Here is a 25702-nt window from a genome sequence, read left to right as displayed (position 1 = left end):
CTCTACAGGCCGAAGAAGTCCAGGTAGCCGTCGATCTGGTGGGCCAGCATCGGCTCGCCGGGGTGGGCGGCCAGGCCCCGGTCCCGGGCCGCGCGCAGCAGCGGCGTCTCCGCCGGCGACATGATGATGTCCGCCACCACCGCCCGGGCCGGCAGCTCGGCCACCGGGAACGGCGGCGGGTCCGTCGGGCGCAGCCCCAGCGGCGTCGCGTTGACCGCGAGGTCCGCGTCGGCCAGCCGCGGCCGGGACGCGCCGTGCACCCGGTCCGGGTACGCCTCGGACAGCCGCCCGCCCAGCGCGGCCAGGCGCGCCGGGTCGGTGTCGGTCAGGTGCAGCGCGGCCACCCCGGCGTCGAGCAGGGCCACCGCGATGGCGCTGCCCGCACCGCCGGCCCCCACCAGGCAGACCCGCCGGCCGCGCGGATCGTGCCCGGCCGCCACCAGGGCGCGGACGAACCCGTCACCGTCGAACGTGTCCGCCGACCAGGTGCCGTCCGGTTCCCGGCGGAGCGCGTTGACGCTGCCGGCCAGCCTGGCCCGGTCGGTGACCCGGTCGGCCAGACCGAGCAGGGCCGCCTTGTGCGGCACGGTCACCAGCATCCCGTCCAGGTTGGCCACCCGGCGCAGCCCGGCCACCACGTCGGGCAGGGCGGCGGCCGGCACGTGCACCGGCACCAGCACGGCGTCCGTGCCGCGCCGGGTCAGCACCGGGTTGAGCAGGCCCGGCGCCCGCACCTGGGCGATCGGGTCGCCGAGCAGCGCGTACAGACGGGTGGCGCCGCCGATCACGGTCATCGCACCGGCTGTGGTCGGCGCAGCGTCCGCAGCGCCCCGGCCCACGCCGCCACCTCGTCGAGCACGGTGCCCATCGCCTCCCGCTGGTGCGGCCCGGGCCGCAGATCGCGGAACGCCACGAAGTCGGTGTGCAGCGAGAGCGCCACCTGGGAACGGACCACCGGCACCGACACCTGACCGAGCACCAGCCGCAGGTGCTCGGCGGCCCGGGTCCCGCCGTGCACCCCGTAGCTGACCAGCCCGGCCGGCTTGTGGTGCCACTCCTGGTAGAGCGCGTCGATCGCGTCCTTGAGCACGCCGGGAACCGAGTGGTTGTACTCCGGGGTGACGAAGACGAACGCGTCCAGCGCCGCGACGGTCGACCCCCAGCGGCGGATCGCCGGCCGGCCCGAGGGTGCCATCGACGGGGGCAGCGCCTCGGCGAAGTGCGGCAGCGGATGGTCCGCCAGGTCGACGAGTTCGGCGGTGACGTCCGTACGCCCGGCGGCGACGTCGCACACCCAGCGCGCCACCGCGTCGGCCTTGCGGCCCGGGCGGGTGCTGCCCGCGACGACCCCGATCCTGATCATTGGCTGGCCTCCCTGGTGAGGTACCCGGGCCCGGTCGGGACCGGTGCGTCCGCGAGGTCGCGGGCGAGGTGGAGCGCGCCGTGCAGGGACGAGAGCCCGCCGAGCGCGGCTGCGGCCACCCGGGGCGCGGGTCGGCCCGCCCGGCCGCCGGCGGCGGCGAGGCGCCCGACCAACGGCACGAAACCGGGCAGCCCGGCGGCGAAGCCGCCACCGACGACCGCCAGGTCGACGGCGAGCAGCTCGCTGAGGCTCACCACGGCGGCGGCCAGCGCGGCGCAGGCCGGCCGGATCGCCTCCACCGCCCACGGCCGCCCGTCGCGCAGCCCGTCGCGCAGCCGCCGGTGGTCCACCGGCCCGCCGCGCAGGCGCGCGGCCCGGCGCAGCGTCGCCGGCCCGGACGCGGTCGCCTGGAGGCAACCGGCCCGTCCGCAGTCGCACCGCTCTCCGTCGACGTCGACCACCATGTGTCCGACCTCGGCGGACGCGCCGGCCGGGACGTTGCGGCCACCGAGCACGATCCCGCCGCCGACCCCGGTGCCCACCCCCAGGTAGAGCACGTCGTCCCGGCCCGCGTGCCGGGCCTCGGCCAGCGCCGCCAGGTCGCCGTCGTCGGCGTACCCGGTCCGGGTGTCCGGGAACAGCCGGCGCAGCGCGCCGGCCAGGTCCAACCCGACCCAGCTCGGGCGGCCGGGCCAGGCGACGACCGCGCCGCCCCGGTCGACGGTGGCCGGCATGGCCACGCCCACCGTGGCGACCGGGCCGAAGCCGGCCCGCAGCGCCGCCGCCTCGGTGGCCAGCAGCGACAGGTCGGCGGCCGGGTCCGCGCCGGTCGGCCAGGTGACGATTCGCTCGTACGCGGGCCGGCCGGCCGCCTCGGCGCGCAGCGCGACCTTCGTGCCTCCGACGTCGACGCCCAGCAGCGCGGCGCCCGGCCCGCCCGTCACGCCGGCCTCAGTGCGCCAGCAGGTGCAGGAACGCCAGCGCGGCCGCGGCGAACGCGAAGAACAGCGGCACCATGATCACCTTGCCGTCGTCCTTGGCCCGCAGGTGGTAGGCCACGGCGGCGATCAGCAGCACGGTGACGCCCACCGCGGCGACCAGGCCGAGCTGCCAGAACTTCAGGCCCAGCAGCAGCCCCGCGACGCCGGCCAGCTCCAGCAGGCCGATCACGCGGGTCAGCCCGGCGGAGACGCCGAGGTGCGACATCCGGTCGCGCATCTGCGCGTTGCCGGTGAGCTTCTGCACGGCCAGCGGCACCAGGATGATGGCGAGCAGCACGGTGAGAACGATGATCGCGACGGTCACGGGGATCCTCGGGGGTCGGGTCGCCACGACGGGCGACCGGGATGGGTGCGGTGGGGCGGTCGGTCAGGACACTGTGGAGACGAGCGCGCGGGCCGCCAGCCGGTAGCCGAGCGCGCCCAGACCCACGATCACCCCCGCGGCCAGCGGGGCGAGCACCGAGTCGTGTCGGAAGCTCTCCCGGGCCCACACGTTGGACAGGTGGACCTCCAGCCACGGGCGGGGATAGTTGGTCAACGCGTCGCGCAGGCTCCAACCGGCGATCATCAAAGCGCCCGGGTTCACGATCGCGCCCACCGTCTCATAACTGTCCTGGATGGTACGGATCATCTCGCCCTCGCAGTCGTGCTGTCTCGCCACGACCCGCCAGCCCCGTCCGGCCACCTCCTCGCCGACCGCCCGCTCGATGTCCGCCAGCGTGTCGGTGCCGTAGATCTCCGGCTCCCGCCGGCCGAGGATGCCCAGGTTCGGGCCGTTGAGCAGGAGCACCTCGGACACGTGGCACCTCACCGGGAGCGGACGACGACAGGTCCTCGGAGTATCGGCCCGACGCGCCGACCGGCCACCGCCGGCAGGGGGCGGTTAGGGGCGGCTAGGGGCCGTTAGGGGAGGTCAGCGGCCTGCCGGCTCGGTTAGCGTCCCAGCCGGGCCGTTCCTATCGGGAGCAGGGAGTGGGACATCATGAGTGATCTGCCGGCGCCGGAGTTCCCCGCCTGGCCGCAGTTCGGCGACGAGGAGCGGACCGGCCTCGTCCGGGCCCTGGAACAGGGCCAGTGGTGGCGCGTCGGGGGCGACGAGGTCGACACGTTCGAGGCCGAGTTCGCCGCGTACCACGGCGCGCCGTACGCGCTGGCCGTCACCAACGGCACCCACGCGCTGGAGGTGGCGCTGGAGGTGCTCGGCGTCGGCCCCGGCACCGAGGTGATCGTCCCCGCCTTCACGTTCATCTCCTCGTCGCTGGCCGCGCAGCGCCTCGGCGCGGTGGCCGTGCCCGTCGACGTCGACCCGGACACCTACTGCGTCGACCCGGACGCGGTCGCCGCCGCCATCACCCCGCGCACGCGGGTGGTGATGCCGGTGCACATGGCCGGGCAGTTCGCCGACATGGACGCGCTCGACAAGATCGCCGCCGACGCCGGAGTGGCGCTGCTCCAGGACGCCGCGCACGCCCACGGCGCGCGGTGGCAGGGCAAGCGGGTCGGCGAACTCGGCTCCGTCGCCGCGTTCAGCTTTCAGAACGGCAAGCTGATGACCGCCGGCGAGGGCGGCGCGGTGCTCTTCCCCGACGAGGAGAGCTACGAGAAGGCGTTCCTCGTGCACAGCTGCGGCCGGCCCCGCACCGACCGCGACTACCTGCACCGCACGACCGGCTCGAACTACCGGATGAACGAGTTCAGCGCCGCCGTGCTGCGCGCCCAACTGTCCCGGCTGGACGGTCAGATCGCGCTGCGCGAGCAGCGCTGGCCGCTGCTGGCGAGCCTGCTCGCCGAGATCCCCGGCGTGGTGCCGCAGGGCCGCGACGAACGCGGTGACCGCAACCCGCACTACATGGCCATGTTCCGCGTCCCCGGGATCACCATCGAACGCCGCCGGGCCGTGGTCGACGCGCTGATCGCCCGGGGCATCCCGGCGTTCGTGGCGTTCCGCGCGATCTACCGGTGCGACGGGTTCTGGCTGGCCGGCGCGCCGGACGAAACCGTCGAGCAGATCGCGGCACGGTGCCCGAACACCGAGCAGATCCACGCCGACTGCATCTGGCTGCACCACCGCACACTGCTCGGCACCGAGGAGCAGATGCACCTCATCGCCGCCGTGCTCGCCGACGTGCTGGCCGGATGACCGGCTCGCAGCCGGCCGCCGCGCCGGGGCGTACCGTCCGGGTCGCGGTGGCCGGCCTCGGCTGGGCCGGACGGCAGATCTGGCTGCCCCGGCTGGTTGCGCACCCCCGGTTCACGGTCACCGCCGTGGTCGACCCGGACGCCGCCGCCCGGGACCGGGCGCGCGCCGACCACGGCGTCCCCGACGCGTACGCGGACGTGGCCGACCTGCCCGCGGGCGCGGCCGACCTCGTGGTGGTCGCGGTGCCCAACCACCTGCACGCCGCCGTCGCGGCCCGGCTGCTGCGCCGGGGCGTACCGGTGTTCCTGGAGAAGCCGGTCTGCCTCACCTCGGCCGAGGCGGACGACCTGGCCGACGCGGAGCGCTCCGGCGGGGCGGTGCTGCTGGCCGGCAGCGCCGCGCGCTACCGGGCCGACGTGCGCGCCCTGGTCGACGCCGCGGCCGGTCTCGGGCCGGTCCGGCACGTCGACGTCGCCTGGGTACGCGCCCGCGGCGTGCCCGACGCCGGCGGCTGGTTCACCCGGCGCGACCTCTCCGGCGGCGGCGCGCTGGTCGACCTCGGCTGGCACCTGCTCGACACCGTGCTGCCGTTGCTCGGGCCGGCCCCGGTCGCGCACGTCGTGGGCAGCGTCTCCGACGACTTCGTCAACGACGACGCCGCGCGGGCCGCCTGGCGTGGCACCGCCGGCACCGGCGGGCGGGGCGACGTCGAGGACACCGCCCGGGCCTTCCTGCTCACCGCCGACGGCGCGTCCGCCGCCCTGCACGCCTGCTGGGCGTCGCACGAGGCGCGCGACCGGACCACCGTCTCCGTGCACGGCACCGCCGGGTCGGTGACGTTGCGCTGCACGTTCGGGTTCAGCCCCAACCGGGACGCCACGCCGGAGCTGACCCGTACCCGCGACGGGGAGACGGTCCGCCTGCCGCTGCCCGCCGAGCCCATCGGCGCCGAGTACGACCGGCAGCTCGACGCCCTGCCCGACCTGCTCGCCGACCCGGCGAGCCGGGGCGTGGCCGCGGCCGACGCCCGCCGCACCATCGACGCCATCGAACGCGTCTACCGCTGCGCCCGGCCCACCCCGCCGGTGCACGCGCTGGCGGGAGCGCGCGGCCGGTGAGAACCACCGGCGACCTCACCCACCGGGAGCAGCCATGAGCCAGCCGCCGTCCACCGCCGGCGCCGCCGTCCTCGCCCCCCGACCGGGCCCGATCCGGGCCGTCGTGTTCGACCTCGACGGGGTCGTGGTCGACAGCTCGGCGGTGATGCGCGAGGCGTTCAGCATCGCGTACGCCGAGGTGGTCGGCGGCGGGCCGGCGCCGTTCGAGGAGTACAACCGGCACATGGGGCGGTACTTCCCGGACATCATGCGGCTGATGGGGCTGCCGCTGGAGATGGAGGGACCGTTCGTCCGGGAGAGCTACCGGCTGGCCCACCGGGTGCCGATGTTCCCCGGTGTCCGCGAGACGCTGGAGGCGCTGCACGAGCGGGGGATCCGGATGGCCGTGGCCACCGGCAAGAGCGGCCCGCGCGCCCGGTCGCTGCTCGACCTGCTCGGCGTGCTCGCCCTGTTCGACCACGTGATCGGCTCGGACGAGGTGCCCCGGCCCAAGCCCGCCCCGGACATCGTGCTGCGCGCGCTGGACCTGCTGGGCATGCCGCCGACCGCGGCCATGATGGTCGGTGACGCGATCACGGACCTGACCAGCGGCCGGGAGGCCGGGGTGACCACGGTCGCCACCACCTGGCACGGCGGCGACGTGACGGCCCTGCTCGCGGCCGGCCCCGACCTGGTCGCCCACAAGCCCGACGAGCTGCTCACCCACTGCCCGGCGGTGCTCTGACGCTCGCGCCCCGACCGGCGAGCGTGATCGACGCCAGTTCGGGGAGGTGGCGGCGTCTGCGGCTGGTCGATGCCGCCACTTCGGCGAGCTGGCTGCGCAGGCCGGGCCCCGTCGCTACATCGTGGCCAGAGCGGCCCGGACCTCGGCCTCCGGCACGTCGGGGACCAGTTCCGGGCCCGCCGGGCCGTCGAGCACGAAGGACAGGCCGGCGGTGGACTTCTTGTCCCGCCGCATGAACGCGATCAGCTCGTCGGCGTCCACCCCCGACGGCAGGCCGGTGTCGAGGCCGTAGCCGGCGACCACCTCGTGGTGCTCGGTGACCCGCGCGGCGGGGATCCGGCCCAGCCGGCCGGCCAGCCGGCCCGCGAAGACCGTCCCGACGCCGACCGCCTCGCCGTGGCGCAGCCGGAAGTCGGTGGCCCGCTCCAGCGCGTGCCCCAGCGTGTGGCCGTAGTTGAGGATGTGCCGCAGTCCCGCGTCGCGTTCGTCGGCGGCCACCACCCGGGCCTTGAGCGCCACGCACGCGGTGATCTGCTCGGTCACGGTCCGCCCGCGCAGATCGCCGGTGCCGATGAAGTGGGCGCGGGCGATCTCCCCGTAGCCGTTGCGCCGCTCCACCTCCGGCAACGTGCCCAGGTAGTCGGTGTCGCAGAGCACCGCGCGCGGCTGCCAGTAGACGCCGACCAGGTTCTTGCCCTCGGGCAGGTTCACCGCCGTCTTCCCGCCCACGCTGGCGTCCACCTGGGCCAGCAGCGACGTCGGCAGGTGGAGCACCGCGACGCCCCGGTGGTAGAGGCCGGCGGCCAGACCCACCACGTCGGTGGTGGTGCCGCCGCCGCAGGAGACCACCGCGTCGGCGCGGGTCAGCCCGAACCCGGCGAACGCCCGGCACAGCGACTCCACGGTGGCCAGCGTCTTGTCGTGCTCGCCGTCGCGGGCCGGCACGACCCGGTGCGGCACGCCCGGGTCGGGCGTCCACTCCGGCGGCCGGGCCGAGACCACCACGACCCGGCGGGCGCCGACGCGCGCCACCTCCGCCGCCAGCCGGTGCCGTACCCCGGGCCCGACGACCACCGGGTACGACCGGTCGCCCAGCTCCACGTCGACGGTACGGGCGCCCACGCTGCCCTGGACGGTCATGCGACTCTCCCGTCGGTCGAGGAAACCACTGTCAGCCGGCCCGTCCGCCGGGTGCGGACACGCCCGGCCCGGCCATCCGCAGCGCCAGCGCGGCCAGCGAGTCGACGGCCGGGTCGATGCCCCACCGGCGGTGGCTCAGCTGGGCGTGCGTCGCGATCAGGAAGCCGCGCGGCGCGGCCGGGTGGTCCTGCGCGGCCACCTCGCCGACCCGGTCCAGGTAGCGACCCCAGGCCGCCGCCACCGGGTCCTCGGCCAGCGGCAGGTCGCCGGCGGCCAGCACGATCTTGTCCGCGCCGGCCTGCGCCTGCGCGGCCAGGTCCCGGCGCTGCGCCCCGGTCAGCGGGCGGCTGCGGTCCTGCCAGTGCAGGAACAGGAAGGCCGCCCGGTCGCCGGCCGGCACCAACCCGCACAGGTGCCGCAGGTGCGCCACCGCCAGCGGCAGCTCCAGCCCGGCCAGCCACGGCGGCTCGCCGCCGAGCAGCGTCAACGCCAGCTCACTGCCGGCGTGCGCGAGCGGACCGCCGCGCGCCGGGTCCCGCACCGTGTACGCCGGGGGCGCCGGCCGGGCGGCCGGGCCGAGACGGTCGCGCGCCAGGTCGAGCGCGGCGGGCCCGGCGTGCAGGCCCAGCCGCAGCCGCGTCGGGGCGGGGGAGTCGAGGCGGTCGAAGAACCAGCACACCCCCGGGTCGGCGGTGCGCACCTCGGCGACCAGCCGCGCCACCACGGTGCCGACCAGCTCGGCCGCCCGCACGTCCACGCACCCCGTGCCGGGCACGGCGAGGTCGGCGAACAACCAGGAGCGGTCCATGGCACCTCGACTGTCGGCGGTGGGTACGCGGCGTCCTCGGGGCGAGCCCATCATCACCGCGCCGCCCCGCCGGACCACCCGCGCGCGGCCGGGAACCGGGGTCCGGTTAGGGGGCGACAGGGGTAGGTCGCCGCCGGGCCGCTGGCCAGACTTGGGCCGTTACGGCGAGGGACGGATGTGGTGACATGCTGCGCAGTGACCTGGTCCAGCCGGTGCCGGAGCTGCTCCGGGCCCACGCCGACCGGCTGCCGGACCGGGTGGCGTTCCGCGACGCGGACCGGGCGGTGGACTGGGCCGGGCTGGAGGCGGTCACCCGGCGGCTGGCCGGGCACCTGGTCGACGCCGGTGTGGCCCGGGGCGACCGGGTCGCGTTCTGCCTGGGCAACCGGGTGGAGACGGTGGAGACCTGGCTGGCCGTGACCAGGGCCGCCGCGGTCGGCGTACCGCTGAACCCGCGCAGCACCGACGCGGAGCTGGCCCACCTGCTGGACGACTCCGGCGCGGTGCTGGTGGTCACCGACCCGGGGCACCTCGACCAGCTCCGGCGGCTGCGCGCGGACCGGCCCGACCTGCGGATCTGGGTGACCGGCGACGGGCCGTACCCGGACGGGGCGACCCCATGGCCGGCGCTCGTCGACGCGCCGCCGGTCGCCGACGCCCGCGACGACCTCGGCCTGGACGAGGTCGCCTGGATGCTCTACACCTCCGGCACCACCGGCCGGCCCAAGGGCGTGCTCTCCACCCAGCGCACCTGCCTGTGGTCGGTGGCCGCCTGCTATGTGCCGGTGCCGGACCTGACCTCCGCCGACCGGGTGGTCTGGCCGCTGCCGCTGTTCCACAGCCTCTCCCACATCGGCTGCGTGCTGAGCGTGACCGCGGTCGGCGCGAGCGCCCGCCTGGTCGACGGGTTCGCCGCCGCCGACGTGCTGCGCGCGGTCGCCGAGGACGAGGCGACCGTGCTGGCCGGTGTCCCGGCCATGTACCACCACCTGGTCGCCGCCGCCCGCGCCGACGGGTTCCGCGCACCCGCGCTGCGGATCTGCCTGGTCGGCGGCGCGATCACCACCGGGGAACTGCGCCGCGCGTTCGAGGAGGTCTTCGACGCGCCGCTGCTCGACGCGTACGGCAGCACCGAGACGTGCGGCTCGATCGCGGTGACCCGACCCGACCGGCCCCGGGTCGAGGGCTCCTGCGGGCAGCCGGTGAACGGCGTCGACGTCCGCCTGGTCAGCCCGGAGACCGGCCGGGACGTGGCGACCGGCGACGAGGGTGAGGTGTGGGTCCGCGGGCCGGGGTCATGGTCGGCTACCACGGGTTGCCCGAGGCGACCGCGGCGGCGCTGCGCGACGGCTGGTACCGCACCGGCGACCTGGCCCGCCGCGACGGCGACGGGAACCTCTTCGTCACCGGCCGGCACCGCGAACTGATCATCCGGGTGGGGAGAAGGTGCACCCGGTCGAGGTGGAGGACGTGCTGCGGGCCGTGCCCGGCGTCGCCGACGTGGCGGTGACCGGCCGCCCGCACGAGGTGCTCGGCGAGGTGCCGGTGGCCTACGTGGTGCCCGCGCCGGAGGGCTTCGCGCCGGCCGCCGCGTACGCCGCCTGCCGGGAACGACTCGCCTACCACAAGGTGCCGCAGGAGCTGTACGAGATCGACGCGGTGCCGCGTACCGCCTCGGGGAAGGTCACCCGGCGGCTGCTGCGGGAGCGACCGGCCCGCCTGCGGGCGGTCAACGGCACCCACCACGAGGCGCTGACCCGACTCACCTGGCGGCCCCTCGAACCGGCGGGCGCACCCGACGTCGCCCGGCGCTGGGCGGTGGTCGGCGCCGACGCCGAGCCCGTCGCCGCCGCGCTCGCCGCCGAGGGGGAGGACGTCCACACCGGACCGTCCGACGCCGGCGCCGACGTGCTGGTGGTGGTCGACGCCGACCCGACCGCGCTCGACGGGTGGCTCGACGACGGCCGGTACGCCGACGCCCGGGTGCTGGTGCTGACCAGCGGCGCGGTGGACGCGTCCACGGCCGACGCGCCGGACGACCCCGACCTCGTCCCGGCCGCCGACGTCGCGTGGGCCCGGGCGCGCTGCCGGCAGACGGCGGACCCGGGCCGGATCGTGCTGGTCGACACCGACGGCGACCCCCGCTCGACCGCGCTGCTGCCGTCAGTGGTGGACGCCGCAGCGGCGCAGGTCGCGCTGCGCGCCGGCACCGCCCGGTACGCCGCCCCCGCGCCGGCCGGCGCGCCGGCCCGGGAGCGTGCCGCCACGGTGCTCGACCCGTCCGTGCCGGTGGCGCTCGTCGGCGCGGACACCGAGGAGGGCGCGACGCTGGCCCGGCACCTGACCGGTGCGCACGGCGCCCGCACCGTGTGGCTGGCCCCCGTCGATCGGACCGCTCGGGCGCCGGCGCTCGCCGGGACCGGCGCCGAGATCACCGCGCACCGGTTCCCCGACGCGGACGCGGGACCGGCCGGTCACCACGACCCGTCCACCCCACCGCTCGGCGCGGCGGTGCTGCGGCTGTCCGACGCCGACCTGGACGACCCGGACCGCGCCGCCCGGCTGCTCGACCTCGCCGGCCGGCTGGACCTGCGCACCCGGCACGCCGGCGCCACCGCGTACACCGTGCTCGTCCCCGCCGACCTGCTGCTCGGCGCGGCCGGACGGGAGAGCGCGGCCGGCGCGGTCGCCGCGCTGCACGCGTTGGTCGCCCGGCGGCACGCGGCCGGGTTGCCGGCCCGGCTGGTCGGCGTGGCCGGACCGGCGTGGGCCGAGACGGCCGCGTTCGACGCCGCGCACGACGGCGACGACCTGGTGCTGGTGGCCGAACCGGCCGACCGGGTGGCCACCCACCCGGCGTGGCGCGGCCCGGCCCGCGCGGACGGCGACGCGGACGCGTTGCGCCGCCGGCTCGCCGCGCTCACCACCGCCGCCGGCGACCGGGTCCTGGCCGACCTGGTCCGCGCGAGCACCGCCGAGGTCGCCGGGCTGCCCGGGCCGGGCGCGGTCCGGCCGGACCGGGCGTTCACCGACCTGGGATTCACCTCCGTCCGCGCGGTCGCGCTGCGGGACCGGCTGAACCGGGCCACCGGGGCGCGGCTGTCCGCCACCGCCGCGTTCGACCACCCCACCCCCGCCGCGCTCGCCCGGCACCTGGCCACGCTGCTGCGCGGCGCCGCCGCCCCGGACGCCGGGCACCGGTCGGGCCCGGTCGTCACCGACGACCCGGTGGCCATCGTCGCCATGGCCTGCCGGCTGCCCGGCGGCGTCACCGGCCCCGAGGAGCTGTGGGACCTGCTGGACTCCGGGCGGGAGGGTCTGACCGGGTTCCCCACCGACCGGGGCTGGGACCTGACCCACCTCTTCTCCGACGACCCCGACCGGCCCGGCACCTCGTACGCGCGGGTCGGCGGGTTCCTGGCCGGCGCCGGGGACTTCGACGCCACCCTGTTCGCCATCAGCCCGCGCGAGGCCCTCGCGACGGACCCGCAGCAACGGCTGCTGCTGGAGACGTCCTGGGAGCTGTTCGAGCGGGCCGGGATCGACCCGACCGCGCTGCGCGGCAGCGCCACCGGTGTGTTCACCGGCGTGATGCACCACGACTACGCGGCCCAGGTGGGGCAGGCGCCGCCCGGCACCGAGGGCTACCTCGGCGTGGGCACCGCCGGCAGCGTGGTGTCCGGGCGGGTCGCGTACGCGCTGGGCCTGGAGGGGCCCGCGGTGACCGTGGACACCGCCTGCTCGTCCTCGCTGGTGGCGCTGCACCTGGCCGCGCAGGCGCTGCGCGCCGGGGACTGCTCCCTCGCGGTGGCCGGCGGCGTCGCCGTGATGGGCACCCCGCAGGCGTTCGTCGAGTTCAGCCGCCAGCGCGGCCTCGCCCCGGACGGCCGGTGCAAGGCGTTCGCCGACGCCGCCGACGGCACCGGCTGGTCCGAGGGCGTCGCCGTGCTGCTGCTGGAACGGCTCAGCGACGCGCGCCGTCACGGCCACCCGGTGCTGGCGCTGCTGCGCGCCTCCGCGGTCAACTCCGACGGCGCGTCCAACGGGCTGACCGCGCCCAACGGCCCGGCCCAGGAACGGGTCATCCGCCGGGCGCTGGCCGCCGCCGGGCTCGGACCGGGCGACGTGGACGCGGTCGAGGCGCACGGCACCGGCACCCGGCTCGGCGACCCGATCGAGGCGCAGGCGCTGCTGGCCACGTACGGCCGGGGCCGGGACGCGGCCACGCCGCTGCTGCTCGGCTCGCTCAAGTCGAACCTCGGGCACACCCAGGCGGCGGCCGGCGCGGCCGGGGTGATGAAGATGGTGCTGGCGCTGCGCCACGGGACGCTGCCGCGCACACTGCACGTGGACGCGCCGACCCGCGAGGTGGACTGGTCGGCCGGCGCGGTGGAGCTGCTGACCGAGGCCCGGCCGTGGCCCGAGGTCGACCGCCCGCACCGGGCCGGCGTCTCCTCGTTCGGCATCAGCGGCACCAACGCCCACGTCATCGTCGAGGCCCCACCCGCCGCGCCGGCCGCGCCGACCGCCGACCGGGCCACGCCCGCCACCGTGCCGTGGCTGCTCTCCGCCGCCAGCCGGGAAGGCCTGCGCGACCAGGCGGCCCGACTGTCCACCTGGCTCGACCGGCACGAGGCCGACCCGGCCGACGTGGCGTACGCGCTGGCCACCACCCGGGCGGCGCTGGAGCACCGGGCGGCGCTGCTGGTCCGCGACCCGGCCGACGCCCGCGCCGGGCTGACCGCGTTGAGTCGGGGCGACGCGGAACCGGCCGGGGTGCTCACCGGCCGGGTCGGCGACGGGCGGCTCGCCGTGCTGTTCGGCGGGCAGGGCGGGCAACGCCCCGGCATGGGCCGGGAGCTGCGCGAGACGTACCCGGTCTACGCCGAGGCGTTCGACGCCGCCTGCGCGGAACTGGACCGGCACCTCGCCGGGCACGTCCCGCACCCGGTCGCCGACGTGGTCCTCGCCCCCGCCGGCGACGCCCGTGCCGACCTGCTCGACCAGACCGGCTACACCCAGCCCGCGCTGTTCGCCGTCGAGGTGGCGCTGCACCGGCTGCTCGAATCCTGGGGCGTCCGCCCCGACCTGCTGCTCGGCCACTCGATCGGCGAGCTGGCCGCCGCGCACGTGGCCGGCGTGTTCCCGCTCGCCGACGCGGCGGCGCTGGTCGCCGCGCGGGCCCGGCTCATGCAGGCGCTGCCGGTCGGCGGCGCGATGGTCGCGGTCGAGGCGGACGAGACGGAGGTGCGACCCCACCTCACCGACCGGGTCGGGTTGGCCGCGGTGAACGGGCCGACCGCCGTGGTCCTCTCCGGTGACGCCGACGCGGTCGACGCGGTCGCCGCGACGCTGCGCGCCGCCGGCCGCCGGACCAGCCGGCTGCGCGTGTCGCACGCGTTCCACTCGCCCCGGATGGCGCCGATGCTCGACGCGTTCCGCGCGGTCGCCGCCGGACTGACCTACCGCGCGCCGCAGGTGCCGGTGGTGTCCACGCTCACCGGCGCACCGGTCGACCCGGCCCGGCTCGCCTCGCCCGAGCACTGGGTCGCGCACGTCCGCGACACCGTGCGCTTCCGCGACGGCGTCCGCGCGCTGCGCGCCGAGGGCGCCACCACGTTCCTCGAGGTCGGTCCCGGCGGCGTGCTCACCGCGATGGCCGCCGACTGCCTCGCCGACGGCGGCGACGACCTCGCCTGCGTGCCGACCCTGCGCGGCGGCGTGCCCGAACCGGTGGCGCTGCTCACCGCCGTGTCCGGGCTGCACGTGCGTGGCGTGCCGGTCGACCGGGCCGCACTGGCCGGGCCGGGCCCGCACGCGCCCGTCCCGCTGCCCACCTACGCGTTCCGGCACCGGCACTACTGGCTGCCCGCCGCACCCGGCGCGCCGACCGGCGACACCGGGCACCCTCTGCTCGCCACCGTGCTGCCGGTGGCCGGCACCGGCCAGGTGGTCGCCACCGGCCGGTTCACCACCTCCCGACCGGCCACGCCGGACGGCGCCGCGCCGCTGCTGCCCGGGTCCGCGCTGCTCGACGCGCTCACCCACCTCGGGGAGCGGCTCGACGCGCCGGTGCTGCAGCGCCTGCGCACGCCCGAACCGGTTCCGCTACCCGCCGGGCTGGCCGTCGACCTCCAGATCGACGTCGCCGGACCGGACGGGACCGGCCGCCGGGTCGCCCGCTGCCACGTCCGCGCCGGCGAGCACGAGCCCTGGCGGGCCGTCGCCGACGCCACGCTCGCCCCGGCCGACCCGCTGGCCGCGCCGGGCGTACCGGCCCTGACCTGGCCGCCGGCCGGCGCCCGGCCGGTCGACGCGGCGCACCCGCTGCTGCGGGCCGCCTGGACCGCCGGGGACCGGCTGCACCTCGACGTGCGGCTGCCCGACGACGCCGCCGACCCGGACGCCGAGCGCTACGGCGTGCACCCCGACGTGCTCGACGCCGCGGTGCGCCTGCTCCCGCTGGCCGGGTTCGCCCCGCCGGCCGGGCCGGACCAGCGGATCGAGCCGACCGGGTGGACCGGCGTGCGCCGGCACGCCACCGGCGCGTACGCGCTGCGGGTCACCCTGGCCCCGGCCGGCGCCGACGGGGTGACGCTCAGCGCCGTCGACGACGCCGGCCGCCCGGTGCTCGACGTCGACCGGATCGCGCTGCGGGCCGTGGCGGCGCCGGCGGCCGGCGCGCGGACCCCGGAGACCGCCCCGGCCGGCCTGTACACGGTGGACTGGACGCCCGCGCCGACCGGGCCGGTGCCCACGTGGACGCTCACCGACGCCGTACCCCCGGCCGGGCCGCTGCCCCCGGTGCTGGTGCTGCGCCTGCCCGACGGCGACCCGGACGCCACCGTCGCGCAGCGGGCCGACACGATCGGCCGGGACCTGCTGGCGGTGCTGCGCCGCTGGCTCGACGACCCGCGCGCCTCCGACACCACACTGGCGGTCGCGGTCCGCGACGGCGACCCGGCGCACGCCCCGGCCGCCGGCCTGCTGCGCGTCGCCCGCGCCGAACACCCCGACCGGTTCCTGCTGCTGCACCTCGACGCCACCGACGACGCCACGGTCCGCGCCGCGCTCGCCGCCGCCGACGACGAGCCGGAAATCGCGGTCCGCGACGGCCGGGCCCTGCTGCCCCGGCTGCGCCCGGCCGGTGAACCGGAGACCGACGCGCCGCCCGCGCTGGCCGGCGGCGCGGCCCTGGTCACCGGCGGCACCGGCGGCGTCGGCCGGCACGTCGCCACCCACCTGGTCGAGGCGTACGGGGTGCGCGAGCTGGTGCTGCTCGGCCGCACCGCCCGGCCCGCACCCTGGATCGACGAGCTGACCGGGGCCGGTGTCACCGTCCGGCTGGTCGCCGCCGACGTGGCCGACCGGGACGCCCTCGCCGCGGTGCTCGCCCCGCTCGCCGACCGGCTGGTCGCGGTGGTGCACGCCGCCGGCGCCACCGCCGACGCCCTGCTCACCGACCTCGACCCGGACCGCTGGGCGGTGGCGCTGCGGGCCAAGGTGCACGGCGCCTGGCACCTGCACGAGCTGACCGCCGACCTCGACCTGGCCGCGTTCGTGCTGTTCTCCTCCGCCTCGGCCACCTTCGGCAGCCCCGGCCAGGGCAACTACGCCGCCGGCAACGCGTTCCTCGACGCGCTCGCCGCGTACCGCCGCGACCGAGGGCTGCCGGGCACCGCGCTCGCCTGGGGCCTGTGGGCCGAGACCGAGGGGATGGCCGGCCGGCTCGGTGCCGCCGACCTCGCCCGGCTCGCCCGCGCCGGCACCCGGCCGCTGGACACCCCCGCCGCACTGGCGCTGTTCGACGCCGCGCTGCGCGCCGGACCGGCGGCGCTGGTGCCGATCGGGCTGGACCTGGCCGCGGTCCGGGCCACCGGGGAGGTGCCGGCGCTGCTGCGGGCGCTGCTGCCGCCGCCCCCGCGCCGGGCCGTCGTCGCCGAACCGGGCGCCGGGACGGGAACCGGTCTCGCCGACCGGCTGGCCGGACTCGGCGAGCCGGAGCGGGCCGCGCTGCTGCTGGACCTGGTCCGCGCCCGCTGCGCCACGGTCCTCGGCCACGCCGGTCCGGAGCTGGTCGAGCCGCGCCGGCCGTTCAAGGACCTCGGCTTCGACTCGCTGATGGCGGTGGAACTGAGCAACCGGCTCGCCGCCGCCACCGGCGTCCGGCTCGCCCCGCACGCGGTGTTCAACCACCCCACCCCGGAACTGCTCGCCGCGCACCTGCACGCCCGGCTGCTCGGCACCACCGCCACCGAGGTCGCCGACGCCACCACCGTGGCACTGGACGAACCGGTCGCGGTGGTCGCCATGGCCTGCCGGTTCCCCGGCGGCATCGGCTCCCCGGAGGAGCTGTGGCGGCTGCTCGACACCGGCGGCGAGGTGATCGGCGAGCTGCCCACCGACCGGGGCTGGCCGCTGGCCGAGCTGTACGACCCGGAGCCCGGCACCCCCGGCCGCACCTACACCCGCGCGGGCGGCTTCCTCACCGGCCTGGCCGACTTCGACGCCGCGTTCTTCGGCATCAGCCCGCGCGAGGCCCTGGCCATGGACCCGCAGCACCGGCTGCTGCTGGAGACGTCCTGGGAGGCGCTGGAACGGGCCGGCATCGACCCGGACACGCTGCGCGGCAGCCGTACCGGCGTGTTCGCCGGCACCCACGGCCAGGACTACACCGACCGGATCGCCCCCGGCGCCACCTCCGACGACGGGGAGACCACCGCCGACGAGGGGCACCTGCTCACCGGCACCGCCGCGAGCGTCCTGTCCGGACGGGTCGCGTACGCGCTCGGCCTGGAAGGGCCGGCGGTCACCGTGGACACCGCCTGCTCCGCGTCCCTGGTGGCGTTGCACCTGGCCGCGCAGGCGCTGCGGCAGGGCGACTGCGACCTGGCCCTCGCCGGCGGCGTGTCGGTGCTGTCCGGCCCGGCCGGGCTGACCGGGTTCAGCCGCCAGCGCGGCCTCGCCCCGGACGGCCGGTGCAAGGCGTTCGCCGAGGAGGCCGACGGGTTCGGCATGTCCGAGGGCGTCGGCGTGCTGGTGGTGGAACGGCTCTCCGACGCCCGCCGGCGCGGCCACCCGGTGCTGGCCCTGGTCCGTGGCTCCGCGGTGAACTCCGACGGCGCGTCCAACGGGCTCACCGCCCCGAACGGGCCGTCCCAGGAACGGGTGATCCGGGCCGCGCTCGCCGCCGCCGGCCTCGACCCCGCCGACGTGGACGCGGTCGAGGCGCACGGCACCGGCACCCCGCTCGGCGACCCGATCGAGGCCGAGGCGCTCCTGGCCACCTACGGCCGGCGGCCGGACGGCGTCGCGCCGCTGCTGCTCGGCTCGGTCAAGTCCAATCTCGGCCACACCCAGGCCGCGGCCGGCGTGGCCGGCGTACTCAAGGTCGTCCTCGCCATGCGGCACGGCCGGCTGCCCCGCACGCTGCACGCCGAGCGCCCCACCAGCCGGGTCGACTGGGCGGCCGGCGCGGTCGACCTGCTCACCGAGGCCCGGCCCTGGCCGCGCGCCGACCGGCCGGCCCGCGCCGGCGTCTCCTCATTCGGCATCAGCGGCACCAACGCCCACGTGGTGGTCGAGGCCGCGCCGCCCGAGCCGGCCGCCGACCCGCAACCGCCGGCCGGGCCGGCGGCGCTGCCGTGGCTGCTCTCCGCGCGTACGCCGGAGGCGCTGGCCGGGCAGGCCCGCCGGCTGCGCGCCCACCTCGCCGACCGCCCCGACCAGCGGCCGCTGGACGTGGCCTGGTCGCTGGCCACCACCCGGTCCGGCTTCGACCACCGGGCGGTGGTCGTCGCCGACCCGCCGGGCGTCGCCGCCGCCCTGGACGCGCTCGCCGCCGGTCAGCCCGCCACCGACCTGGTACGCGGTGAGCCCACCGTCACCGGCCGGGTGGTGTTCGTCTTCCCCGGCCAGGGCTCCCAGTGGGCCGGCATGGCGCTGGACCTGCTCGACGAGTCACCGGTGTTCGCCGAACGGATGGCCGCCTGCGACGCCGCGCTGCGGCCGTGGCTGGAGCACCCGCTGCGCGACCTGCTGCGCCAGGCGCCCGGCGTGCCCGCGCTGGACCGGGCCGACGTGGTGCAGCCGCTGCTGTTCGCGGTGATGGTGTCGCTGGCCGAGCTGTGGCGCTCGTACGGCGTACAGCCCGCCGCCGTGGTCGGCCACTCGCAGGGCGAGATCGCCGCCGCCTGCGTTGCCGGGGTGCTGTCCCTGCCGGACGCGGCCCGGCTGGTGGCGTTGCGCGCCCGCGCGCTGCGCCGGCTGGCCGGCGCGGGGGAGATGGCGGCCGTGCCGTTGGCCGTCGACGCGGTCCGCGCGCGGGTGGCCCGCTACGGCGACCGGCTGGCCGTGGCCGCGGTGAACGGACCGGCCAGCGTGGTGGTCTCCGGCGAGCCGGCGGCGGTGGACGAGTTCGCCGCCGAGCTGGCCGCCGACCGGGTGCGGCTGCGCCGCGTCCCGATCGACTACGCCTCGCACTCCCCGCAGGTGGAACGGATCCGCGCCGAGCTGGCCGAGGCCGTCGCCGGTGTCACGCCCGGCCCGGCCGCCGTGCCGATCTACTCCACCACCGACCTGCGCTGGCTCGACGGCCCGGAGATGGACGCCGACTACTGGTACCGCAACCTGCGCCAACCGGTCGAGCTGGCCGACGCGATCCGGGCGGTCGCCACCGAGGGCCACGACACCTACGTGGAGTGCAGTCCGCATCCGGTGCTGACGCCCGGCATCGACCAGACGCTCCAGGAGCACGACCGCCCGGCCGTGGTGGTCGGCTCGTTGCAGCGCGACCGGGGCGACCGGGCCCGGTTCCTGCTCGCCGTCGCGCAGCTGCACGTGCGCGGGGTGCCCGTCGACTGGCAGCCGGCCCTGGCCGGTGGCCGCCGGGTCGACCTGCCCACGTACGCGTTCGCCCGCCGCCGCTACTGGCCCCGGCCGGTCGGCGGCGCCGCCGACGTCGGCGCGGCCGGCCTGGCCGACGTCGGTCACCCGCTGCTCGGCGCGTCGGTGCCGCTGGCCGACGGCTCGGGGCACCTGTTCACCGGCCGGCTGGCGGTCGGCGAGCAGCAGTGGCTGGCCGACCACCGGGTCGCCGGCCGGGTGCTGGTGCCCGGCACCGGCCTGGTCGAGCTGTGCCTGCGCGCCGGCGACGAGGTCGGCTGCCCGGTCCTCGACGAACTGGTCATCGAGGCGCCGCTCACCCTGCCGGAGGACGCGGCCACCCAGGTCCAGGTGGCCGTCGGACCGGCCGCCGACGACGGCCGCCGCCCGGTCGCCGTGCACTCCCGACCCGCCGACGGGCCGGCCGGCGCGGCGTGGACCCGGCACGGCAGCGGCACGCTCTCCGCCGCCGGCACCACCCCGACGACGACCACCCCGACGACGACCGCCCCGCCGCCGGACGCCCCCACCGTCGACCTGACCGGCTTCTACGAGCGCCTGGTGGACGAGGGGTACGGCTACGGACCCGCGTTCCGAGGGCTGCGGGCCGTGCGGGCCGGCGCCGACGAGGTGTACGCCGAGGTGGAGCTGCCACCCGGCCCGCGCGGCGACGCCGACCGGTACGCGCTGCACCCGGCGCTGCTCGACGCCGCCCTGCACGCGGCGCACTTCGGTGGCCTGGCCGACGCCGGCGGCGACCGGATCCTGCTGCCGTTCGCCTGGAACGGTCTCACCCTGCACGCGTCCGGCGCGACGTCGTTGCGGGTCCGGCTGCGCCGGGTCGGCCCGCACGCGTTCGCGCTGACCGCCACCGACCCGACCGGTGCCCCGGTGGTCGAGGCGGCGTCGCTGGCCATGCGGCCGATCTCCCGCACCGAGCTGGGCGCCCGGGACGACGCGGTCACCGACGCGCTGTTCCACCTGACCTGGCAGCCGCTGCCGACGCCAGCCGCGCCGGCGCCGGCCCGGATCGCGGTGCTCGCCGCCCCGACCGACCGGCCGGTCCTGACCGACCGGCCCGCCGCGGCCGACCCGACGGCCCCGGCCGACGTTGCCGCCGTCGCCGACGCGGCCGATCCGCCGGCCCCGGCCGACCCTGCGGCTTCGGCCGATCTGCCGCGCTACGCGGATCTGGTCGCGCTGGCCGCCGCGATCGACGCCGGGATCCCGACGCCGGACGCGGTGCTCGCGCCGCTCACGGCCGGGATCGTGACGAGCGACGGTACGTCCGCAACGACGACCCGCGCCACCGGCAGGCCCACCGCGACCGACGACGACGCGGCGGCGGGGGACCGGGCGCGGCGGCTCGCCGGGGACACGCTCGCGCTGGTGCAGCGGTGGCTGGCCGAGCCGCGCTGGGCCGACACCCGCCTGGTGCTGCTCACCTTCGGCGCGGTCGGCGTGCACGGCCCCGGCGAGGTCGACGACCCGGACGCCGCCGCGGCGTGGGGCCTGGTCCGCTCCGCCCAGTCGGAGCACCCGGATCGGTTCGTGCTGCTCGACGCCGACACCGCGCCCGACGCGGCCACCCTGTCCACGCTGCTCGCCGCCGACGAGCCGCAGGTGGCGCTGCGCGACGGCGGCGCGTACGTGCCCCGGCTGGCCCGCCGCGCCGACGCGCCCACGCTCACCCCGCCGGCCGACGCGACCGCGTGGCGGCTGGACGTGCCCCGGCGGGGCAGCCTCGACCACCTCGCGCTGGTGCCCACCGACGCGGCCGACGCGCCGCTGCGCCCGCGCGAGGTGCGGGTACGGGTCCGCGCCGCCGGCCTGAACTTCCGCGACGTGCTCAACGCGCTCGGCCTCTACCCGGGCGACCCGGGTCCGCCCGGCGGCGAGGCGGCCGGCGTGGTCACCGAGGTCGGCGCCGAGGTCACCGACCTGCGCCCCGGCGACCGGGTGCTCGGCGTGTTCACCGGCTGCTTCGGCCCGGTCGCGGTCACCGACCGGCGGCTGCTGGTGCCGGTGCCGGACGGCTGGACCGACGCGCAGGCCGCGACCGTGCCGGTGGTGTTCCTGACCGCCTGGCGGGGACTGGTCGGGCTGGGCGGCCTGCGGGCCGGCGAGTCGGTGCTGGTGCACGCGGCGGCCGGCGGCGTCGGCATGGCGGCGGTGCAGATCGCCCGCCACCTCGGCGCCGAGGTGTTCGCCACCGCCAGCCCGGGCAAGTGGCCCGCGCTGCGCGAGCTGGGTGTCCCCGAGGACCACCTGGCGTCGTCCCGCACGCTCGACTTCGAGGCCCGGTTCCGCGCGGTCACCGGCGGACGCGGCGTGGACGTGGTGCTCGACTCGCTGGCCCGCGAGTTCGTCGACGCGTCGCTGCGGCTGCTGCCGCGCGGCGGACGGTTCCTGGAGATGGGCAAGACCGACCTGCGTGACCCGGCCCGGGTCGCCGCCGACCACCCGGGCGTCGACTACCGGGCGTACGACCTGACGCAGGTCGACCCGGACGAGATCCAGCGGATGCTCACCGAGCTGCTGGCGTTGTTCGCCGCCGGCGCGCTGCGCCCGCTGCCGGTGCGCGCCTGGGACGTCCGGCAGGCCCCGGACGCGTTCCGCCACGTCAGCCAGGCCCGGCACGTCGGCAAGGTGGTGCTCACCATGCCGGAACGGTGGGACCCGGACGGCACGGTGCTGCTCACCGGCGGCACCGGGCTGCTCGGCGGCCTGGTGGCCCGCCGGCTGGTCACCGGGCACGGGGTACGGCACCTGCTGCTGGCCAGCCGGGGTGGCCCGGACGCGCCCGGCGCGGCCGACCTCGCCGCCGAGCTGACCGCGCTCGGCGCCACCGTCACGGTCGCCGCCGCCGACGTGGCCGACCGGGACGCCGTCGCCGGGTTGCTCGCCGGCGTGCCGGCCGCGCACCCGCTGACCGCCGTGGTGCACCTGGCCGGCGTGCTCGACGACGGGGTGGTCACCGCGCTCACCCCGGAGCGGATCGACACGGTCTTCCGGCCCAAGGTGGACGCCGCCCGGCACCTCGACGAGCTGACCCGCGACCTCGACCTCGCCGGCTTCGTGCTGTTCTCCTCCGGCGCCGGCGTGTTCGGCGTACCCGGGCAGGGCAACTACGCCGCCGCCAACGCCTGGCTGGACGCGCTGGCCCGCCGCCGGCGCGGGGCCGGCCTGCCGGCCCGCGCGTACGCCTGGGGTCTGTGGGCGCAGGCCAGCACGCTGACCGCCGGCGTGGACCGCGCGAGCACGGCCCGCGACGGGCAGCTCGCCATCCCGTCCGACCTGGGCATGGCCCTGTTCGACGCCGGCCTCACCGCGCCCGAGGAACACCTCGTGCCCACCCGGGTCGACCGGGCCGCGCTGGCCGCACGGCCCGGCGTGCCGGCGTTGATGCGCGGGCTGGTCCGCCCGGACCGGCCCCGCGCCCGGGCCGGCGCGGCCACCGGCGGGACGGACCTGGGCGCACGGCTGCGCGCGCTCACCGGCGCGGAACAGGTCGCGCTGCTGCTCGACCTGGTCCGGGCCACCGCCGCGGCGGTGCTCGGTCACGGCAGCCCGGACGCGATCCGGGAGGGCCAGGCCTTCCACGAGATGGGTTTCGACTCGCTCACCGCGGTCGAGCTGCGCAACCGGCTCACCGAGGCGACCGGGGAGCGGCTGCCCGCCACCGCGGTCTTCGACTACCCGGACTCGGCCGCGCTCGCCGCGTACCTGCGGTCCCGGCTCGTGCCCGACGGCGGGCAGGCCGCCCCGGCGGTCCTGGCCGAGCTGGAACGCCTGGAGCGGGCGCTGGCCGAGACGACCGTCGAGGCCGACCTGCACAGCCAGGTGGCGGCGCGGCTGGAGGTGCTGGTGGCCAAGTGGCGGACCATGCGCGGCGCCTCCGCCGGCGACCACGACCTGGATCTCGACCGGGCCAGCGACGACGAGATCTTCAGCCTGATCGACACGGAACTCGGGCTGTAGCGGCCCAGCGGACGAACGAGGGACGGCGATGACCGACGTACTGATCGTGGGCTACGGCCCGGTGGGCCAGGTGGCCGCGATCCTGCTGGCACAGCGCGGCTTCACGGTGCGGGTGCTGGAGAAGTGGACCACCCCGTACAGCATGCCGCGCGCGGTCTCCTACGACGGCGAGGCCAGCCGGATCCTCGCCGCCTGCGGCGTGGCCGACCGGCTCGCCGACGTGACCGAGCTGTCCGGCGAGTACACCTGGAAGAACGGCTTCGGCCGCACCCTGCTGCACGTGCGCGCCGCCCCTGACGGACCGGCCGGCTGGCCCGACTCGACGTCGTTCTACCAACCCGGCCTGGAGGAGCGGCTGGCCGAGCGGGCCGCCGCGCTGCCCGGGGTGGAGGTGCGCCGGGGCGTGGAGGTGACCGGGCTGGCCGACCACGGCGACCGGGTCGAGGTGACCGCCGTGGACGGCGACGGCGGGAACCACACGTTCACCGCCTCCTGGGTGCTCGGCTGCGACGGCGCGAACAGCTTCGTCCGGGGTTGGCTCGGCTCAGCCGTCACCGACCTGGACTTCACCCACGACTGGCTGGTCTGCGACGTGGTGCTGCACACCCCGCGCGAGTTCCGGCCGAACAACCTGCAGATCTGCGACCCGGCCCGCCCGCGTACCGCCGTCTCGGCCGGGCCGGACCACCGGCGGTGGGAGTTCATGCGGGTGCCGGGGGAGACGCTGGAGGAGTTCCGCACCGAGGCCAGCGCCTGGCGGCTGCTCGGCCTGTTCGACATCACGCCGGACAACGCCCGGCTGGACCGCTACGGCGTCTACACCACCCAGGCCTGCTCCGCCGACCTGTGGCGGCGCGGGCGGGTGTTCCTGGCCGGCGACGCCGCGCACGTCATGCCGCCGTTCCTCGGGCAGGGCATGAGTTCCGGCTTCCGCGACGTGGTCAACCTGGCCTGGAAGCTGGACCTGGTGCGCCGGGGCCTCGCCGGTGAGGCGCTGCTGGACACCTACCAGGTGGAGCGGCGGGCGCACGTGCAGCACGCGATCCGGATGTCCATGGACTCCGGGGCGGTGATCTGCGAGACCGACCCGAAGAAGGCCGCCGGCCGTGACTCGGTGATGCTGGCCGCGCTGCGCCGGCGTACCCAGCAGCGGCACGTCCGGTCGCTGCGCGAGGCGATCGTCGACGGCGTGCTGCACCGTGACGCCGACGGCACGCCGACGCCGCGCGCCGGGGAACCCGCGCCGCAGGGCCGGGTGTCCGTCGGCGGGCGCACCGGCGGCTTCGACGACGTGGTGGGCGTCGGCTTCGTCCTGCTCACCCGGGAACCGGCCGCGCTCGACCCGGACGCCGCCGCGTTCCTCGACGACCTCGGCGCGTACCGGCTGACCGTGCGGCCCGCCGACGGCGACGCGGCGGCCGACGACCTGGTCGACCTCGACGGCGCGTACCTGTCCTGGCTGGGCGGCGCGGACGCCGCCCTGATCCGCCCGGACTTCTACCTCTTCGGCGCGGCGACCGGGCCCGACGCCGCGGCGACAGTGGTGGCCGACCTGCGCCGGCAGGTCTCCGCCCCCGCCCTGCAGCCCTGACCATCCCCTTCCAGCCCTGAGGAGCTGACATGCTGGAGAACCTCCGCACCCTCGGCCGGGTCGTCCGGACCCTGGCCACCAAGGACCCGGTGACCCGGGTCCGCCGGTTCTACGAGATCCAGTCGCCGGACGTCGAGTTCGCCGCCCGCACCTCCCGCTACATGAACGTCGGCTACTGGGAGGAGGGCGTCACCAGCATCGACGTCGCCGGCGAGGCGCTGGCGAACAAGCTCGCCGACGCCGCCGGGTTCAAGCCCGACGACACCGTCCTGGACGTCGGCTTCGGCTACGGCGACCAGGACTTCGCCTGGCTGCGGGACCGCCGGGTGGCCCGGGTGCACGGCATCAACGTCACCCCCCGGCACGTCGAGCACGCCCAGGAGCGGGCCCGCCGCGAGGGTCTGGCCGACCGGGCCGACTTCCGGCTCGGCACCGCCACCGCCCTGCCGTTCCCGGACGCCAGCGTGGACCGGGTGGTGGCGCTGGAGTCGGCGTTCCACTTCCACCCGCGCAGCGCGTTCTTCGCCGAGGCGCTGCGGGTGCTGCGGCCGGGCGGCACCCTGGCCACCGCCGACATCATCCCGCTGAGCAACGACACCCCGCGCATGTCGATCAACTCGGGTCCGCTCAGCTTCGTCAAGTTCAGCCTGCCGGACGAGAACTGGCACGACCGCCGCACCTACGGCGAGCAGCTCACCGCCGCCGGCTTCGGCAACGTCGAGGTCCACTCCATCGCCGACCGCACCTGGGAGGGCTGGCGGCGGTTCCAGGCCGCCCGCCCCGCCGATCCGGCGTTCCGCGCCGCCGTCGACGGCAGCGCGGTCAAGGGCATGGCCAACCACTGGCGCGACGCCGACCTGATCAAGAAGGAGCTGGGGCTGCTCGACTACGTCATCGCGGTGGCGCAGAAGCCCTGACCGACAGCGGCCCCCGCCGCCCGGGCCGGGCGGCG

General features: G+C 77.4%; 14 protein-coding genes. 7 read left to right on the top strand and 7 right to left on the bottom strand.

The window, feature by feature from the left end; all coding sequences use genetic code 11:
• Positions 1-2 precede the first annotated feature (2 nt).
• The 5 genes from COO58_RS11850 to COO58_RS11830 all read right to left on the bottom strand — a co-directional run bounded on the left by COO58_RS11850 (position 3) and on the right by COO58_RS11830 (position 3163).
• On the bottom strand, positions 3-794 hold the full coding sequence (locus COO58_RS11850) for a shikimate dehydrogenase (protein ID WP_091574933.1): 792 nt from the start codon (positions 792-794) through the stop codon (positions 3-5).
• A complete protein-coding gene (locus COO58_RS11845; protein ID WP_098744985.1) occupies positions 791-1363 on the bottom strand; it encodes an NADPH-dependent FMN reductase in 573 nt (190 codons plus the stop codon). Before COO58_RS11845 ends, COO58_RS11850 begins: the two co-directional genes overlap by 4 nt.
• Positions 1360-2307 (bottom strand): ROK family protein, encoded by a 948-nt coding sequence (locus COO58_RS11840; protein ID WP_098744984.1) that lies wholly within the window; start codon positions 2305-2307, stop codon positions 1360-1362. Before COO58_RS11840 ends, COO58_RS11845 begins: the two co-directional genes overlap by 4 nt.
• Positions 2308-2314: 7 nt before the next feature.
• Positions 2315-2668: a DoxX family protein gene (locus tag COO58_RS11835; RefSeq protein ID WP_098744982.1), complete on the bottom strand. Its 354-nt coding sequence runs from the start codon at positions 2666-2668 to the stop codon at positions 2315-2317.
• 63 nt (positions 2669-2731) lie between these two features.
• Complete coding sequence (locus COO58_RS11830; protein ID WP_098744981.1) at positions 2732-3163, bottom strand: type II 3-dehydroquinate dehydratase; 432 nt, start codon at positions 3161-3163, stop codon at positions 2732-2734.
• Positions 3164-3346: 183 nt separating this feature from the next.
• Here COO58_RS11830 and COO58_RS11825 point away from each other — a divergent pair, with 183 nt between their 5' ends.
• Genes COO58_RS11825 through COO58_RS11815 form a run of 3 tightly spaced genes read left to right on the top strand, consistent with a single transcriptional unit; the run spans position 3347 to position 6346 of the window.
• On the top strand, positions 3347-4504 hold the full coding sequence (locus COO58_RS11825) for a DegT/DnrJ/EryC1/StrS family aminotransferase (protein ID WP_091574916.1): 1158 nt from the start codon (positions 3347-3349) through the stop codon (positions 4502-4504).
• Positions 4501-5622: a Gfo/Idh/MocA family protein gene (locus COO58_RS11820; protein ID WP_098744979.1), complete on the top strand. Its 1122-nt coding sequence runs from the start codon at positions 4501-4503 to the stop codon at positions 5620-5622. Before COO58_RS11825 ends, COO58_RS11820 begins: the two co-directional genes overlap by 4 nt.
• Before the next feature lie 34 nt (positions 5623-5656).
• Positions 5657-6346, top strand: coding sequence for an HAD-IA family hydrolase (locus COO58_RS11815; RefSeq protein WP_098744978.1), 690 nt, complete (start codon positions 5657-5659; stop codon positions 6344-6346).
• A 114-nt stretch (positions 6347-6460) separates the two neighbouring features.
• Here the strand turns inward: COO58_RS11815 and COO58_RS11810 are convergent, their stop codons facing one another.
• Together COO58_RS11810 and COO58_RS11805 are read right to left on the bottom strand one after the other, a co-directional pair.
• On the bottom strand, positions 6461-7486 hold the full coding sequence (locus COO58_RS11810; protein WP_098744976.1) for a 3-dehydroquinate synthase: 1026 nt from the start codon (positions 7484-7486) through the stop codon (positions 6461-6463).
• 31 nt (positions 7487-7517) lie between these two features.
• Positions 7518-8294 (bottom strand): hypothetical protein, encoded by a 777-nt coding sequence (locus COO58_RS11805; protein ID WP_091574903.1) that lies wholly within the window; start codon positions 8292-8294, stop codon positions 7518-7520.
• Between the two features lie 185 nt (positions 8295-8479).
• Between COO58_RS11805 and COO58_RS30750 the strand changes: the two genes are divergently transcribed.
• From COO58_RS30750 to COO58_RS11770, 4 genes are read left to right on the top strand one after another with little or no spacing between them, the layout of a single operon-like run.
• Positions 8480-9721 (top strand): long-chain fatty acid--CoA ligase, encoded by a 1242-nt coding sequence (locus tag COO58_RS30750; protein WP_369700179.1) that lies wholly within the window; start codon positions 8480-8482, stop codon positions 9719-9721.
• A gap of 19 nt (positions 9722-9740) precedes the next feature.
• Positions 9741-23159: a type I polyketide synthase gene (locus COO58_RS11800; RefSeq protein ID WP_304363128.1), complete on the top strand. Its 13419-nt coding sequence runs from the start codon at positions 9741-9743 to the stop codon at positions 23157-23159.
• A 28-nt stretch (positions 23160-23187) separates the two neighbouring features.
• Entirely contained in the window at positions 23188-24750 is a 1563-nt protein-coding gene (locus tag COO58_RS11775; protein WP_098744975.1) for a bifunctional 3-(3-hydroxy-phenyl)propionate/3-hydroxycinnamic acid hydroxylase, read from the top strand.
• 29 nt (positions 24751-24779) lie between these two features.
• On the top strand, positions 24780-25667 hold the full coding sequence (locus tag COO58_RS11770) for a cyclopropane-fatty-acyl-phospholipid synthase family protein (RefSeq protein ID WP_091574891.1): 888 nt from the start codon (positions 24780-24782) through the stop codon (positions 25665-25667).
• Positions 25668-25702 lie beyond the last annotated feature (35 nt).

Source organism: Micromonospora sp. WMMA1996 (assembly GCF_002573675.1).
GTDB classification, from domain to species: domain Bacteria; phylum Actinomycetota; class Actinomycetes; order Mycobacteriales; family Micromonosporaceae; genus Micromonospora; species Micromonospora sediminicola.
This window is presented reverse-complemented; position numbering and strand designations above follow the sequence as displayed.

Bases quoted from the DNA above. Each gene is read 5' to 3' on its own strand.
- COO58_RS11810 (WP_098744976.1), bottom strand. From the start codon at position 7,486: ATGACCGTCCAGGGCAGCGTGGGCGCCCGTACCGTCGACGTGGAGCTG.
- COO58_RS30750 (WP_369700179.1), top strand. From the start codon at position 8,480: ATGCTGCGCAGTGACCTGGTCCAGCCGGTGCCGGAGCTGCTCCGGGCC.
- COO58_RS11845 (WP_098744985.1), bottom strand. From the start codon at position 1,363: ATGATCAGGATCGGGGTCGTCGCGGGCAGCACCCGCCCGGGCCGCAAG.
- COO58_RS11770 (WP_091574891.1), top strand. From the start codon at position 24,780: ATGCTGGAGAACCTCCGCACCCTCGGCCGGGTCGTCCGGACCCTGGCC.
- COO58_RS11850 (WP_091574933.1), bottom strand. From the start codon at position 794: ATGACCGTGATCGGCGGCGCCACCCGTCTGTACGCGCTGCTCGGCGAC.
- COO58_RS11820 (WP_098744979.1), top strand. From the start codon at position 4,501: ATGACCGGCTCGCAGCCGGCCGCCGCGCCGGGGCGTACCGTCCGGGTC.
- COO58_RS11775 (WP_098744975.1), top strand. From the start codon at position 23,188: ATGACCGACGTACTGATCGTGGGCTACGGCCCGGTGGGCCAGGTGGCC.
- COO58_RS11825 (WP_091574916.1), top strand. From the start codon at position 3,347: ATGAGTGATCTGCCGGCGCCGGAGTTCCCCGCCTGGCCGCAGTTCGGC.
- COO58_RS11815 (WP_098744978.1), top strand. From the start codon at position 5,657: ATGAGCCAGCCGCCGTCCACCGCCGGCGCCGCCGTCCTCGCCCCCCGA.
- COO58_RS11805 (WP_091574903.1), bottom strand. From the start codon at position 8,294: ATGGACCGCTCCTGGTTGTTCGCCGACCTCGCCGTGCCCGGCACGGGG.